Genomic DNA, 14744 nt, shown 5'->3' with positions numbered 1-14744 from the left:
ATACTCACTGCGGACTGCATAATGCCTCGCAGACTCGGTCTTGGAAACGTCGCCCGTTGCGGCCGTGCATCACGCCTTGATTGATGATCGAGAAACAGAGGCGATGTCCGTTGGCAGCCGTGCAATAGCCCGCCAAACTACTAATCCCCATCACTGTGCCGGTTTTAGCTTTCACATTGCCGTTGGTGAAAGGGCCGCGCATCCTGCTTTTCAGCGTTCCATCGTTGCCGGCAACAGGCAAAGCAGGAAGCAGATGCAAGTAAATGTTGCCGTTGTGATAGGCATATCGCATGAGCCTCACTTCTAATTCGGGACTGACATAATTATATAAGGAGAGTCCCGAACCGTCGGCCAGTCTGTATCTTGACGGATCCATCCCCACTTTGGCGATGAGTCGATCAATGACAGCACGTGCGTTCTTGGCCGTTGCGGGGCGATTGCCCGTGGAAGAAGCGATTTGGTAGAACATGGATTCTGCATAAAGGTTGTCGCTTTCTTTCAACATACGCATCAAAATTTGGTCGATCGTGTGAAAACGAGACACAATGCAATAAGCGTCTTGGGGCTTGCGAGCCTCTCCCGTGACTGCTTCGACCACGATACCGGATGCACGTAACTCATCGATCAACCGTTCGACAAAAATGTCTTTGCGCCCGATCAGCAGTGGAGAAAGCACGGGATTATCGTCATCCCAGCACCAACCTTCGCCCAAAGAAGCAGTATCTTTCATCGTTTTATCGGCAAAAATATGACCGCGAATCGTGTCTACGCCCATTTTGTGAAAGCTTTCAACAAAGGCTTTGAGATCGTCTGAATTGAAACGCGGATCAAAACCGCCCACGCAATAAACATCGCCTGCCAATACATTGTTGTCCACTCGTCCCGTGTAGCACAGTTCGGTCTTAAACCGATAAGATCCGCCCAAGCGGTCAATTGCAGCAATGGCCGTAATGATTTTCATTGTCGAAGCGGGCCGCATGAGCTGGCGTTCATTGACGCGAACGATGGCCGAGTCGGCATCGAGGTCGTAAATCATCAGTCCCACTTGCGAAGTCTTGAACATATCGGCCTGTAACAATCTGTCGATATAATGCTGGACAGACTGCGGCCAAGGTAAGGCCACGCTGTCACGGACCAGCGAATCGATGGCCGTCGAGTCTGCAACGATTTCCGACCGACTGTCTTCTGTTGTCTCTTCTTCGATTTGCGCCGCCGCAGGCAACGTGAAAATCAAAAAGAGCAACCCCAAATATTTCTTCATTTCTCGTTTTGCTCCTGTCTCTTTTTTAGTTCGGCGATAAAAGCCTCGCTGTTGTCGGGAGTGACACTCATTATCCGTCGCGCACCGTATTCGATCAACAGATAATGCGACAAGCCGAAAGCGGTTTTCATTCGAGTACATCGAATGATTTCGTCAACGGCAATCGTCATTGGTTTTGAGAATCTTCCACGATTGATTCGCAGCACTTCGCCACGGTCTGAAGCTGTAAAGGTATATGTGGTGTGGATCATTCGCTCGATCATCAACACCACAATCACGGCCACAAACATGCCTGGCAGTGCCGCCTTATGCCAAAAAAGATAACATGCAAGCAATGAAAACAGTGTTATGCTACACTTATTCGCCATCGTGAATTGCTGATGAAAGATTCTCTCCATAACGCTTGCAAAAGTACGCTTTTTTATCCGTAAGTGCACCGGTTGGTAAGTTTTTATGAGTTTAATTAACGCATACTTCCGACGTTTGGGTGTCGACGTCTCACTATTCTGCGGCTGCCCGCTGATACTGTTGTAGCAACCATGCTTGCTGTTGGTCGATGGTGAGCTGGCTGTTATCGAGTTCGATGGCATCGGAAGCCTTTCGGAGCGGACTCACTTCGCGATGACTGTCGATGTAATCACGCTCTTGCACGTTTTTCAGAATATCGGAATAGTCAGCCGAAATGCCCTTGGCTTTCAATTCATCAAAGCGTCGTTGTGCACGCACTTCGGCACTGGCCGTGACGAATATTTTAAGTTCGGCATCGGGAAAGACCACAGTGCCGATGTCGCGTCCGTCCATCACAACACTTTTGTTGGCTCCCATGCGTTGCTGTTGAGCCACCAACGCTTCACGCACAAAAGGCAAGGCAGCTATCTGGCTGACATTGTTGGAAACCTCCATCGTGCGGATCTGTTGCTCCACATTCTCTCCGTTGAGAAGCGTGTCGGGCTGCCCCGTCTCGCGATTAATGGTGAATGAGACGGTGATTAACGGCATTTCGCGTTCCAACTCAATGCTTTTCACCGTGCGATTAACGGTGATTTGGCCGCGCCTCAACGCATAGAGCGTAACTGCGCGATACATGGCGCCTGTGTCGATATAAATATATCCGATCTCGCGCGCTAAGTTTTTAGCCATCGTACTCTTACCGCACGACGAATAACCGTCGATGGCTATCGTTATTTTTTTCATCCTGTTTAAAGACTATATGATACATTCATGATGAGAGAAGACGAGGAAACATGATATTTCCCGTAAGCAATATGCAGCTTGAAACGTTCTAATTGCAGTCCGGTTCCAAGCGAAAGACCGGCGCCGTGACTGCTATTGCCGTCGCCGTCGGCTATTTTCATTTCGCGTGCTCGCCGAAAGTTGTAGCCCGCCGCAACGTAGATGCGCTCCGAGAGCAACACATCCACGCCCGCAGTGACATGATTCACGAAAGCATAATGCCAATGATTGAGATCTACAAGTGTAGCAGAAAAACGCAACGGCATATCTTCGAAACGCTTGCTGACACCGAATTGCACATCAATCGGCATGCGCTCATAGTCCTCGTTATAGGCTTTCAGCTGTCCACCAAGGTTTTTGGCCACGGCCGAAACCGACCATTGATGGTCGGGATCATAATAATTGACACCTAAGTCGACACCCATCGCCAGCGAATTGTAGTTGCCGAAATACGAAGTGATCACTTTTGCGGTGATGCCTCCGATCAAACGCTCGGACAATTCATAAGAAAACACCCCTGAAAAAGCAATCTCATTGGCCGAGAATTCGCCTATCTGCACGCCGTTTTCGTCTGTCTGGCGCATCCGTCCGTAGTTGATAAACTGCACGCCGGCGGCAATCGTGGCTGCATCTCGGATGATTCGGGTAAACGATGCACTGCCATAGTTCACGCCGCTCATATAATTCATATAATTGAGATTGAGCGTTTTATCACTCACCGAACCGAGAAGTGCAGGATTATTGAACATCAACGGCGCATTGTCTTCAATGAGTGTGATGTTGTCTCCACCCAAAGCCGCAGCGTGAGCACTTATCGGAAGCCGCAAAAAATGGTAAATTTCTCGACTCGTCTGAGCCTGTATCGGTAGCAAAATGACCGCAAAAAGAAAGGTGAAAACAACTTTTTTCATCTGTTTTTACTATTTTCTCGGCAAAGATACGGCTTTTTCCAAATATCTATACTATATTTGCATCAAATTCGATAACGGGTCTTTGGCCTATCCGGATGGATGTGGCCCGCCCCCGAAAGGATAAGAATTGGAGCGTAAAAAGTCTGAAAAGGCCGATTTGGAGAGCAGTCGCAGCACGGGATTTCTGCTGGGATTGATTCTCGTTTTATCGTTGTTGTTCGTGGGATTCGAATTCAACAGTCGTAATGGCGATGCCGAATCTGTCGGTAACGAGCTTGACGATATGGCCCAAGACATCGTGATGCGCCCCGCCACAGACCCTCGGGATATGATTGCGGCCGTGTCTCCGAGCCTTGCATCGCAGGCCATCACGGATAAAATCAAGGCCGTGGACAAAGCCGAAAACAATCCCGAGAAAGTGTCGCCCAACAGCAATCCGCTGATGGTGGGCGATGGAGACGGACAGGTTTCGGATGCAAATGTCACGCAGGCACTACCCCAAACACCGGTGGAAGAGCACGGTCCGAACGATGTCCGCATTGTAGAAGCATTGCCGGAGTTCCCCGGCGGGATGGTGGAATTGATGAAATGGCTCACCAAGAATCTGCATTATCCTCCCTATGCACATCAACAACGTATCGAAGGAAAGGTGGTGGTGTCGTTTATTATCAATACAGATGGCAGTATTGCAGAGGTGAAGCTGGCTCGATCCGTCGATCCTTTGCTCGACCGTGAGGCGCTCCGCGTGATCCGAATGATGCCCAAATGGAAGCCGGGCATTCAAAACAACAAACCCTGTCGAACGATGTTTGCCGTGCCGGTGGTGTTTAAATTATAGATAAGAGAAGACATGTTGACAGCCGATGAAATATTGACAAAGGTGAACGAATATATCGACGGACTCGCATATGACCGTCAGCCGGACACGCTTTATGCACCGATCAAATACGTTTTATCGATGGGCGGCAAACGAATCAGACCTGTACTGATGTTGCTGGCCTATAATTTGTATCGCGATGATCCCGAAACCATTCTTCCGACAGCCTGCGGGTTGGAAACCTATCATAACTATACGCTGTTGCACGACGACCTGATGGATCGCGCAGAATTGCGTCGCGGACATCAGACGGTGCACAAACGATGGAACGATAACACTGCCATTCTGAGCGGAGATACGATGTTAGTGCTGGCGTATCAACGCATTGCGCAATGCGATCCAGATAAACTCAAACCCGTGCTCGACCTCTTCACTGAAACAGCTTTGGAAATAGGAGAGGGCCAACAATATGATATGGACTTCGAAAACCGCAACGATGTCACCGAAGATGAATATATCGAGATGATTCGTTTGAAGACAAGTGTGTTGCTGGCATGTGCTTTAAAGACAGGCGCCATCCTCTCGGGAGCGCCCGAGAAAGATGCGGACACACTGTATCAATTCGGCGAACAGATCGGACTTGCCTTTCAGTTGCAAGACGACTTCTTAGATGTTTACGGCGATACGCAGGTTTTCGGCAAAGCCATCGGCGGCGACATCGTTTCCAACAAAAAGACTTATATGCTGATCAATGCCCTGAACCGGGCCTCAGCTAAGCAACGCGCCGAGTTGGAACAATGGCTTGCGATGCCGCATTTTGATGCCCAAGAGAAGATCGCTGCTGTCACTTCATTATATAATGAGATCGGAGTCGACCTGCTGGCGACGGACAAAATCTCTTATTTCTATGATCGAAGCCGCAACTATTTGGCTGCACTTGACGTGCCCGAGACGCGCAAACAGGAATTGATCGCCTATACTTCGCGAATGATGAACCGTCAATATTGAGCCCATGCCATACAGACGACTGCCCAAAACAGATGCTGCAAGACTGAAAGCATTAAAGACTTTGCTCGACAACAATGAAGTCTATACGGTTCGTAATCGCTTTATCGATTGGCAAACACTCAATCGCGCCCAACCCGCTTACGACCGATTGCTCACAGCCTGTGAACAATATCGCGTGTGTTTGCAGGCTCAAACGCGCTCATCAAGTCGTTTTGACAAACTCCAACACAAGGCTTCGATCTACGTAAGTCACTTTTTGCAGGTGTTGTTGATGGCTGTCGAGCGTGGAGAAATCAAACGTCAGCATCTCACTCTTTACGGATTGCCCCATGACGCCACGTCATTGCCCAACTTCAAAACCACAGACGGCCTCATAGAATGGGGAAAGAGCGTGTTGGAAGGAGAGAAAGCACGACTCAAAAAAGGTGGACGACCGATCTATAATCCCACAATCGGAATGGTGTCTACGCATTGGGACATCTTCAAAAACATTTATGAACAGCAGAAGATACTGCAAAGTCGCACGCAAAAAGCCTTGGAAGACATTCAGAAACTACGTCCGGAGGTGGATGAAATACTGTTGGATTTGTGGAATCAGATAGAAAAACATTTCGAAAACGAACCTCCGGAAGTGAGATTCGAAGCGTGTCGCAAGTTCGGAGTGGTTTATTATTACAGGCGACACGAGGAACATTTGTATTGAATGAAATACGTAGATACACACACACATCTTGATGGCGAGGAATTCAGAGACGATCTTCCGCAAGTCATCGAGCGTGCGCAGGCTGTCGGGGTAAGCAAAGTCTTTTTGCCCGCCATTGATCTCTCGTCGGTCGAATCCATTCAAAGAGTCTGTCGCTCCTATCCCGGTTATGCCTATCCGATGATCGGTTTGCATCCCGAAGAGGTGAAAGCTGATTTCCGCGAAGTGTTGGCGGAAATGCGTCACCAACTGGATCGCAACCTCACTGACCCCGGAAAAGACATCCGATATATCGCTGTGGGCGAGGTGGGATTAGACTTTTATTGGAGTCGGGAGTTTCAACAAGAGCAATTAGAGGCGTTCGAGGAGCAAGTGAAATGGTCGGTTGAGACCCGACTTCCGCTTTCCATTCATTGCCGTAAAGGGCAAAACGAGATGATACACATCCTCAAACGCTATGCCGAAAACCTGCCCGGCGGCGTGTTCCATTGCTTTACGGGCAACGAAAAAGAAGCTGCCGAGTTGCTGGCTTTTGATCGTTTCGCTCTCGGAATAGGCGGTGTGCTCACCTTCAAAAGCAGTCATCTGCCGAAGTCTTGCCTCATTTGCCATTGTCTCGACTCGTTTTGGAAACCGATTCGCCGTATATGGCACCTGTTCCGATGCGCGGAAAACGTAACGAAAGCGCCTTTGTGAAATATGTTTTGCAGCGATTGGCAGCATGTTTCGCCATCTCCGAAGAAGAAGTGGCTCGTCAGACGACAGCCAATGTGCAGCGCATTTTCGGTGTATAGCAGTTCTCGGAATTTACAGAAAATCGCTGTTTACATCGAATTTTCCATCAATTCATGCTGAGAATCAAGATAAAAGCTTTAATTTTGCAACGCAATTGAAAAAGGAAAGGTGCTCGAGTGGCTGAAGAGGCACGCCTGGAAAGCGTGTAATCGGCGAAACCGATTCGGGGGTTCGAATCCCCCTCTTTCCGCAAAAGTCGATGAAATCCTCCGTTGATGTTCAAAATCAGCGGAGGATTTTTTTATTGAAGAATGGCGAATGAAGCCTGTTGCATGGTTGTGCGAAGGGCCAATCATCCAACATTTCACTTGCAAGCGATGTGCAAGAAACACTTTTTTGTATATTAAATTAGGTCTTTCCGTAAAATATAATTACTTTTGCAACTCATTTAAAAACAATAATATCGTATCGAATATAAACTAAGACATCAGAAATGAAGATCTCATTTGAAAACCCCGACAAGCTGAACGGCCTGCTCACTTTGACTGTTGAAGAGGCTGATTATCAAGAAACTGTCGACAAAACATTGAAAGATTATCGCAAGAAAGCTAATATTCCGGGCTTCCGTCCGGGTATGGTTCCGATGGGACTGATCAAGAAACAATTCGGCACTTCTGCCAAAATGGATGCTATCAACAAGTTGGTTGGCGAACAAATCTATAAGTATCTGCAAGAGAATAAGATTCAGATGCTGGGCGAACCACTGCCTTCGGATAGTCAGGAAGCGCAGGATTTGGAGAAAGAACCGCCCTACACGTTCAAGTTTGACGTGGCTGTTGCGCCTGAATTTAAGATCGAATTGACCGACAAAGACAAGATAGATTATTATAAAATCACGGTCGACGACAAACTCATCGACCAGCAAGTAGATATGTTTGCATCGCGTGCCGGCAATTATGAGAATGCCAAGAGTTATGAGGATCGTGACATGTTGAAAGGCGATCTACGCGAACTCGATGAGCAAGGCAATACCAAAGAGGGCGGCATTACGGTCGAAGGAGCTGTGATGATGCCTGATAATATCAAGGTAGAGGATCAAAAGAAACGTTTCGATGGTGCCAAATTGGGCGACATTATTACGTTCAACCCGAAACAAGCATATCCCAAAAGCAATGTGGAAATCGCTTCGTTGCTAAACATTAAGAAAGAAGAGGCCGAGCATGTGACGGCTGATTTCAGTTATCAAATTACCGAAATCCGTCGCTTCAAGAAAGCGGAGATCAACCAAGAACTCTTTGACAGCGTTTACGGTAAGGACGCAGTGAAGAGCGAGAAAGAGTTCCGCGAGATGATTGCAGGCGGTTTGAAGGGGCAGCTTGAGGTCGACAGCGACTACAAATTCATTCAAGACGTCCGTAAATATGCAGAGAAAAAGGTGGGCAAACTCACCTATCCGGATGCGCTCTTGAAGCGAGTTATGCTACGTAATAATAAAGAACGCGGTGAAGAATTTGTTGAGAAGAATTACGAGCAAAGCTTGAAAGAACTCACTTGGCATCTTATCAAGGAACAGCTTGTGGCTGCAACGGGTATCAAAGTGAATGACGACGATATTCGTGAAACGGCCAAAGAGGCTGCTCGTGCACAGTTTGCGCAATACGGAATGAATAATGTGCCCGATGAATATATCAGCAATTACGCCGACGAAATGTTGAAGAAGCGTGAGAATACTGATGGACTCGTAGACCGTTCTATCGATCGTAAGCTCACGCAAGCACTCAAAACGGTGGTGAAACTCAATGAGAAAGAAATCTCGCTCGATGATTTCAATAAATTGATGAGCGAATAAGAAGAAGTTAACAAGTTGACAAACAAACGAAGTCGACGCGTTGACAAACTGACAAATAGGCTCAATAGGTAACTATATAGGTCGACGAGCGGACGAGGCGAAAGCCTTTGTTCGCTCGTCTTTTTTGTTGTTTCGTATAAGAGATGAGCATTGCAAGAACGATGATTAACGCTTAGTCAGCGTGCGAAAGACGGTTAATCAGCGTGTGAAAAGGGCTTACTTGCAGCCCCGTTAACGGTTATTTGCAGAGCGTTTCCGATGTCATCGCTTAGTAAATGATATCGTGTCATCCTCTTTTTTATGAAAAATAAACGAATCGAAAAGAATGGTTATCGACTTTTTTGTGTAACTTTGTTCCTACAACAAGTCAAAGAGAGGTGCCTATCTCTCATGTCTTACATCGAAAGGAAAATTTGAATGAACGATTTTAGAAAGTATGCCACCCGACATTTGGGTATAAACAGTATGGTGCTCGATGATGTGATCAAGTCGCAGGCACAGTATCTCAACCCCTATATTCTTGAAGAGCGTCAGCTCAACGTCACGCAGATGGACGTATTCTCGCGCTTGATGATGGACCGAATCATCTTCCTCGGTACAGAGATTGATGATTACACGGCCAACACTTTACAGGCACAGTTGCTCTATTTGGACTCTGTTGATGCCGGCAAAGATATTTCCATCTACATCAATAGCCCTGGCGGAAGTGTCACTGCGGGCCTCGGCATCTATGATACGATGCAATTTATTGCCAGCGATGTGGCTACGATCTGTACAGGTATGGCTGCTTCAATGGCTGCCGTGCTGCTCGTTGCAGGCCAAGAAGGTAAACGCTCGGCCCTCACCCATAGTCGGGTGATGATTCACCAACCGTTGGGTGGTGTGCAGGGACAGGCTTCCGACATCGAGATCGAGGCCAAAGAGATTCAGAAATTCAAGAAAGAACTCTACACGATCATATCTGAACACTCCCACACTCCGTATGAAAAGGTATGGAAAGACAGTGATCGCAACTACTGGATGACTGCCGATGAGGCCAAAGAATATGGTATGATCGACACCGTTTACACCAAGAAGAAATAGCGAATGGCTAAGAAAGTGTGTAGCTTCTGTGGCAGAGGCGAAGACGAAGTGAGATTGTTGATAACCGGAATGAACGGTTTTATCTGCGAGAATTGTGCACAACAGGCTTACCAGATTGCGCAATCGGCCGGCGTGCTTGATACCGACGAGGAGGAGCACGCAGCCGATACAGGATTCAAAGTGAAGAAAGTTCCAAAGCCGAAAGAGATTAAGAAGTATCTCGATCAATACATTATCGGTCAGGATGAGGCTAAACGCTTCCTCTCGGTAGCCGTTTATAATCACTACAAACGGCTGCAACAGCCCAAGGATGACACAGGAGTGGAGATCGAGAAGAGCAATATTATTATGGTGGGAAGCACCGGTACGGGTAAGACTTTGCTTGCCCGTACGATTGCAAAGATGCTTGATGTACCGTTCACCATTGTCGATGCGACGGTCTTTACAGAAGCCGGTTACGTGGGAGAAGATGTCGAAAGCATCCTGAGTCGTTTGTTGCAGGTAGCCAATTATGACGTACCTGCGGCCGAACGAGGTATCGTTTTCATCGACGAGATCGACAAAATCGCCCGGAAAAGTGATAATCCCAGCATTACGCGAGATGTAAGTGGCGAGGGTGTTCAGCAAGGATTGCTCAAACTTTTGGAAGGAACGATGGTCAATGTACCGCCGAAAGGCGGGCGGAAACATCCCGATCAAGACTATATCCACGTTGATACGAAGAATATACTCTTTATTTGCGGCGGTGCGTTCGATGGTATCGAGCGCAAGATTGCACAGCGACTCAACACGCATGTCGTGGGTTATAACTCCGTGCAGAATGTGCGTAATATCGATAAAAACGACCTGATGCAATACATTCTGCCGCAAGATCTCAAATCGTTCGGCTTGATTCCGGAGATTATCGGGCGTCTACCCGTTCTCACATATCTTAATCCTCTCGATCGCGAAGCATTGCGTCGGATTCTCAGCGAACCCAAGAACTCGATCGTGAAGCAATATATCAAGCTCTTCGAAATGGATGGGATCACACTCACTTTTGCCCAAGAAGCCCTCGACTATATCGTCGACAAGGCGATGGAATATAAGCTCGGCGCCCGCGGATTGCGCTCGATCGTCGAAGCTGTGATGATGGATGCGATGTTTGAAATTCCTTCCAAACGCGTCAAAACATTCGAGGTGACCCGCGATTATGCCGTGGCTCAACTCGACAAAGCACATTTACAAAAATTAGAATCTGCATGAATCACAGATCTCCATTTGCCTCTTTGCAATGGGAGGTGAATGGAGATCTGTTCTGAAAAACCGTTAAATGCGTTCCGTTTAACTGCTAATCACACGCCGTTTAACCGTTAATCGTAAGGCGAAAAGCCGTTAAACGCGATTCGCAAAAATACTGCTTACCGACTATGACAATGAAAGTTAATCTGACAAAAGAACTTAAACATTATTTCGGCTTTGATAAATTCAAAGGCGATCAGGAAGCCATCATCCGCAATCTGTTGGCCGGAAACGACACGTTTGTGTTGATGCCGACAGGCGGCGGCAAGAGTTTGTGTTATCAGTTGCCCTCGCTCATCATGGAGGGGACGGCCATTGTCATTTCGCCGCTCATCGCGTTGATGAAAAACCAGGTGGATGTCATCAACGGAATCAGCGAAGACGGCTGTATTGCGCACTATCTGAACTCATCTCTCAACAAGGCAGCCATCACGCAGGTGATGAACGATGTGCGGGCGGGCAAAACCAAACTGCTTTATGTGGCACCCGAATCGCTGAGCAAAGAAGAGAATGTGGAATTCTTGCGAACGGTCAAAATCTCGTTCTATGCCATCGATGAAGCGCATTGCATATCAGAATGGGGGCACGATTTCAGACCTGAATATCGCAACATTCGGCCCACAATCAATAAGATCGGTGCTGCTCCCGTTATCGCACTCACGGCTACGGCCACCGACAAAGTGCGTTCCGACATCAAGAAAAGTCTTGGAATCGCCGATGCACAAGAATTTAAAAGCTCGTTTAATCGCCCCAATCTGTATTACGAAGTGCGTCCGAAAACCAATGATATCGACCGCCAAATCATCATGTTTATTCGTCAACATGCCGGCAAAAGCGGTATTATCTACTGTCTGGCACGCAAAAAAGTGGAAGAGTTGGCAGCTATCCTGCAAGCCAACGACATCAAAGCGGCACCTTATCACGCAGGTCTTGACAGTGCCACTCGCTCTCAAACACAAGACGATTTCTTGATGGAACGTCTCGATGTGATCGTGGCCACGATTGCATTTGGCATGGGAATCGATAAGCCCGATGTGCGTTTCGTCATCCATTACGACATCCCCAAGAGTCTCGAAGGTTATTATCAGGAGACCGGTCGAGCTGGTCGCGATGGCGGAGAAGGACTTTGCATCACGTTTTATTCGAATAAAGATATTCGCAAGTTGGAGAAAATCATGGACGGAAAACCCGTTGCCGAACAAGACATCGGCCGTCAGTTGCTCCAAGAAACGGCAGCTTATGCCGAGTCATCTGTGTGTCGGCGCAAGATGTTGCTGCATTATTTTGGTGAGGAGTATGATGAAAACAACTGCCATAACTGTGATAATTGTCTTCATCCCAAGGAGAAAAAAGAAACCCAGAAAGCACTGCTCATCGTGCTCAAGGCCGTCAAAGCCGTTAAGGAAAACTTCCGCACAGATTATATTATCGACTTTGTGAAAGGGCGCGGAACCGATGATATCGTGTCGCATAAGCACAATGAGTTGGACGAATTCGGTAGTGGAGAAGACGAAAACGATAAGATCTGGAATCCGGTCATACGTCAAGCCATCATCGCCGGCTATTTGAAGAAGGATGTCGAGAACTATGGACTGCTCAAACTTACCGCTGCCGGCAAACGATTTATTAAGCATCCTGTGTCCTTTATGATTGTGGAGGACAAGAATTTCAAGAGTGATTACGATGAGGAAAACCATGATTCGGCTGCAGCTGCACTCGATCAGGAACTCTATGCGATGTTGCGCGATTTGCGAAAACGCATGGCTGCCAAGTTAAATGTGCCTCCCTATGTGATCTTCCAGGATATTTCGCTCGAGCAAATGGCCACGATGTATCCGGTCACAATACAGGAATTGCAGAATATTCAAGGTGTAGGCGCCGGCAAAGCGAAACGTTACGGCATTGAGTTTTGTAAACTGATCGGGCAGCATTGCAAGCAAAACGACATCGAAAGACCCGAAGAATTGCGCGTGAGAACAGTCGCCAAGAAGAGCATGCTCAAAGTAAAGATCATCCAAAGTATTGATCGTCAGATTCCGTTAGATGAGATTGCGAATGCTCAAAACATTGATTTCAGTGATTTGCTTACGGAAATCGAAGCCATTGTTTACAGTGGAACGAAACTCAATATCGATTATTTTCTCGATGAAGTGATGGATGATGAGCGTGTGGGTGACATTTACGATTATTTCCACGAGAGTGTAACCGACAACATCAATACGGCCATGAAAGAGTTGGGGGGCGATTATACGGAAGATGAAGTGCGATTGGTGCGCATCAAATTCTTGTCTGAAATGGCAAACTAAATGTCTTTCCTGCAACTCAAAAACAGCGATGCGCTGCTGACATTGATACGTGAGGGGCGACCGATGACACGTCGGGAGAAACTCAGTTTGATTGTCGGACTGAGTATTCCGTCTATTCTCGCTCAAATCACCAATGTGTTGATGTTTTACATTGATGCAGCAATGGTGGGTCGATTGGGGGCCCGTTCTTCGGCTGCCATCGGTTTGGTGGAATCGTCCACATGGCTATTCGGGGGTATCACGACGGCTGCCTCAATGGGATTCTCGGTGCAAGTGGCCAATTTTATTGGTGCAAACGACTTTGTAAAAGCGCGTCAAGTGTTTCGTCACGGACTCATTGCGACCTCTGTTCTCAGCTTGTTGATCATGTTGTTAGCCGTTGCCGTGGCCCGGCCGTTGCCTTATTGGCTTGGCGGCGGAGCTGATATTGCCCGCGAAGCATCGCTTTATTTCCTGATCATTGCACTCGCCGTACCGTTTTTTCAACTATCGAGTCTCTCCGCATCAATGCTGAAATGTTCGGGCAATATGCGTATTCCGAGTATTGTCAGCGTAATTATGTGCGTGTTTGACGTGCTGTTTAATTATCTCTTCATTTTTGTTTGCGGGCTCGGTGTGCCCGGTGCAGCACTCGGAACAGCCTTAGCCTTTGTCTTGGCAGCCTCGATCGAAGCCTATTTTGCCATTTTCCGCGATCGGATATTATCATTGCGACGAGTGGGTGAGAAGTTTTTCTGGGTGGGAAATTACATCCGTAATGCTTTCAAAATCGCCCTCCCGATGGCCGTGCAATCAATTCTGATGGGCGGTGCACAGATTGTCAGCACAGCGATTGTTGCTCCGTTGGGCAACATTGCTATTGCAGCCAACACGTTTGCCATCACTGCCGAGAGTCTCTGTTACATGCCGGGCTATGGCATTGGTGATGCAGCCACCACGCTGGTGGGGCAGAGCAACGGTGCGGGAAGAAACGATCTGTGTCGCAGTTTTGCTCGGATGACCGTCTTTTTGGCTATGCTTGTGATGACGCTGATGGGCATTGTGATGTATGTTTTTGCTCCTGAGATGATCGGATTGCTCACACCTGTGGAAGAAATCCGCCTTTTGGGCACCGATGCTTTGCGTATCGAAGCCTTTGCCGAACCGATGTTTGGTGCCGCCATCGTTACGTATTGCGTGTGCGTGGGTGCCGGCGACACGCTGCGTCCGGCTTTGATCAATCTCGGTAGCATGTGGCTTGTCCGACTGACATGGGCTGCTGCCCTTGCACCCACCTACGGATTGCGTGGCGTGTGGTTTGCAATGGCTGTGGAACTCACGCTCCGCGGTACGCTTTTCTTGATCCGATTGTTCCGCGGCAAATGGATGGGGCGCCTTGTCTCAGCATGATATTGATTTGCGGTAAAGTGTAAGGGCAGAAACAATTAAGCGTCCATCGCCCTGCAATTAAGCATGAATTGCGCTGCGACGAACGCTTGGTGGGAAAGCGACTAACAGTGAGTTGTTTGGTCAATCGATAAAGCCAAACCGTGCAGTGAGGATTGCTGCACCAGCGTT

Annotated in this window: 12 protein-coding genes, 1 tRNA gene and 1 pseudogene; 10 read left to right on the top strand and 4 right to left on the bottom strand. The window is 47.9% G+C overall.

Features of this window, described 5'->3' with window-relative positions:
* Positions 1–4 precede the first annotated feature (4 nt).
* The 4 genes from dacB to porQ all read right to left on the bottom strand — a co-directional run bounded on the left by dacB (position 5) and on the right by porQ (position 3405).
* Positions 5–1261 (bottom strand): D-alanyl-D-alanine carboxypeptidase/D-alanyl-D-alanine endopeptidase, encoded by a 1257-nt coding sequence (gene dacB, locus JCM12259_RS03600; RefSeq protein WP_025065448.1) that lies wholly within the window; start codon positions 1259–1261, stop codon positions 5–7.
* The gene (locus tag JCM12259_RS03595; RefSeq protein WP_025065447.1) at positions 1258–1659 is read right to left on the bottom strand and encodes a PH domain-containing protein; all 402 of its coding nucleotides are present in this window, start codon (positions 1657–1659) and stop codon (positions 1258–1260) included. The genes dacB and JCM12259_RS03595 overlap by 4 nt, the downstream gene beginning before the upstream one ends.
* A 103-nt stretch (positions 1660–1762) precedes the next feature.
* Positions 1763–2455: a (d)CMP kinase gene (gene cmk / locus JCM12259_RS03590; RefSeq protein ID WP_025065446.1), complete on the bottom strand. Its 693-nt coding sequence runs from the start codon at positions 2453–2455 to the stop codon at positions 1763–1765.
* Between the two features lie 5 nt (positions 2456–2460).
* A complete protein-coding gene (porQ, locus tag JCM12259_RS03585) occupies positions 2461–3405 on the bottom strand; it encodes a type IX secretion system protein PorQ (RefSeq protein WP_025065445.1) in 945 nt (314 codons plus the stop codon).
* Positions 3406–3532: 127 nt separating this feature from the next.
* On the opposite strand from porQ, the gene JCM12259_RS03580 reads away from it, so the two are divergent.
* From JCM12259_RS03580 to JCM12259_RS03535, 10 genes and pseudogenes are all read left to right on the top strand, one after another.
* Positions 3533–4243 (top strand): energy transducer TonB, encoded by a 711-nt coding sequence (locus tag JCM12259_RS03580; RefSeq protein ID WP_025065444.1) that lies wholly within the window; start codon positions 3533–3535, stop codon positions 4241–4243.
* A 12-nt stretch (positions 4244–4255) separates the two neighbouring features.
* The gene (locus JCM12259_RS03575; RefSeq protein ID WP_025065443.1) at positions 4256–5230 is read left to right on the top strand and encodes a polyprenyl synthetase family protein; all 975 of its coding nucleotides are present in this window, start codon (positions 4256–4258) and stop codon (positions 5228–5230) included.
* A 4-nt stretch (positions 5231–5234) separates the two neighbouring features.
* Positions 5235–5933, top strand: coding sequence for a BAR domain-containing protein (locus JCM12259_RS03570; protein ID WP_025065442.1), 699 nt, complete (start codon positions 5235–5237; stop codon positions 5931–5933).
* A pseudogene (locus JCM12259_RS13640) lies at positions 5934–6727 on the top strand (TatD family hydrolase).
* A gap of 103 nt (positions 6728–6830) precedes the next feature.
* Positions 6831–6918, top strand: a tRNA-Ser gene (locus JCM12259_RS03560).
* A 243-nt stretch (positions 6919–7161) separates the two neighbouring features.
* On the top strand, positions 7162–8517 hold the full coding sequence (gene tig / locus JCM12259_RS03555; protein WP_025065441.1) for a trigger factor: 1356 nt from the start codon (positions 7162–7164) through the stop codon (positions 8515–8517).
* 417 nt (positions 8518–8934) lie between these two features.
* A complete protein-coding gene (gene clpP / locus JCM12259_RS03550; RefSeq protein WP_025065440.1) occupies positions 8935–9600 on the top strand; it encodes an ATP-dependent Clp endopeptidase proteolytic subunit ClpP in 666 nt (221 codons plus the stop codon).
* A 3-nt stretch (positions 9601–9603) separates the two neighbouring features.
* Positions 9604–10845 carry an ATP-dependent Clp protease ATP-binding subunit ClpX gene (gene clpX / locus JCM12259_RS03545; protein ID WP_025065439.1) on the top strand — a complete coding sequence of 414 codons (1242 nt, stop codon included), beginning with the start codon at positions 9604–9606 and terminating at the stop codon, positions 10843–10845.
* 164 nt (positions 10846–11009) lie between these two features.
* Entirely contained in the window at positions 11010–13187 is a 2178-nt protein-coding gene (recQ, locus tag JCM12259_RS03540) for a DNA helicase RecQ (RefSeq protein ID WP_025065438.1), read from the top strand.
* Positions 13188–14576, top strand: coding sequence for an MATE family efflux transporter (locus tag JCM12259_RS03535; RefSeq protein ID WP_025065437.1), 1389 nt, complete (start codon positions 13188–13190; stop codon positions 14574–14576).
* The last annotated feature ends 168 nt before the right edge of the window (positions 14577–14744 follow it).

The organism is Hoylesella enoeca JCM 12259 (genome assembly GCF_000613405.1).
GTDB lineage: Bacteria > Bacteroidota > Bacteroidia > Bacteroidales > Bacteroidaceae > Prevotella > Prevotella enoeca.
The sequence above is the reverse complement of the archived record's forward strand: the minus strand, read 5'-3'. Positions and strand labels throughout refer to the sequence as shown.

Bases quoted from the DNA above. Each gene is read 5' to 3' on its own strand.
- clpP (WP_025065440.1), top strand. From the start codon at position 8,935: ATGAACGATTTTAGAAAGTATGCCACCCGACATTTGGGTATAAACAGT.
- JCM12259_RS03570 (WP_025065442.1), top strand. From the start codon at position 5,235: ATGCCATACAGACGACTGCCCAAAACAGATGCTGCAAGACTGAAAGCA.
- cmk (WP_025065446.1), bottom strand. From the start codon at position 2,455: ATGAAAAAAATAACGATAGCCATCGACGGTTATTCGTCGTGCGGTAAG.
- JCM12259_RS03575 (WP_025065443.1), top strand. From the start codon at position 4,256: ATGTTGACAGCCGATGAAATATTGACAAAGGTGAACGAATATATCGAC.
- JCM12259_RS03535 (WP_025065437.1), top strand. From the start codon at position 13,188: ATGTCTTTCCTGCAACTCAAAAACAGCGATGCGCTGCTGACATTGATA.
- dacB (WP_025065448.1), bottom strand. From the start codon at position 1,261: ATGAAGAAATATTTGGGGTTGCTCTTTTTGATTTTCACGTTGCCTGCG.
- tig (WP_025065441.1), top strand. From the start codon at position 7,162: ATGAAGATCTCATTTGAAAACCCCGACAAGCTGAACGGCCTGCTCACT.
- JCM12259_RS03595 (WP_025065447.1), bottom strand. From the start codon at position 1,659: ATGGAGAGAATCTTTCATCAGCAATTCACGATGGCGAATAAGTGTAGC.
- porQ (WP_025065445.1), bottom strand. From the start codon at position 3,405: ATGAAAAAAGTTGTTTTCACCTTTCTTTTTGCGGTCATTTTGCTACCG.
- recQ (WP_025065438.1), top strand. From the start codon at position 11,010: ATGACAATGAAAGTTAATCTGACAAAAGAACTTAAACATTATTTCGGC.
- clpX (WP_025065439.1), top strand. From the start codon at position 9,604: ATGGCTAAGAAAGTGTGTAGCTTCTGTGGCAGAGGCGAAGACGAAGTG.